At 67.7% G+C, this 269-nt stretch carries 1 protein-coding gene; it reads left to right on the top strand.

All coding sequences use genetic code 11. The features are described from left to right. On the top strand, positions 1 to 269 hold a 269-nt coding region (locus WA670_RS45095), incomplete at both ends, for an NAD(P)(+) transhydrogenase (Re/Si-specific) subunit beta (RefSeq protein WP_336162317.1).

Below are 269 nucleotides of genomic sequence, written 5' to 3'. Positions count from 1 at the left end.
GGCGAACCTGAAACTGTCGGCGCGGATGAAGTCCGCGCCGTTGATGCTGCCCGGGAAGAACTTCCTGAACCTGGGCGCGCTGGTGCTGTTCGTGGCGTTCACCGCGTGGTTCGTGGCGAGCCCGCACCTGTGGCTGCTGATCGTCGTCACCGTCCTCGCCCTCGCGTTGGGCTGGCATCTGGTGGCGTCGATCGGCGGCGGGGACATGCCGGTGGTCGTGTCGATGCTGAACAGCTACAGCGGCTGGGCGGCTGCGGCGTCGGGGTTCT

Origin of the sequence: Amycolatopsis sp. VC5-11, from assembly GCF_037034185.1 — a bacterium.
Taxonomy (GTDB): Bacteria; Actinomycetota; Actinomycetes; order Mycobacteriales; family Pseudonocardiaceae; genus Amycolatopsis; species Amycolatopsis nivea.
The sequence above is the reverse complement of the archived record's forward strand: the minus strand, read 5'-3'. Positions and strand labels throughout refer to the sequence as shown.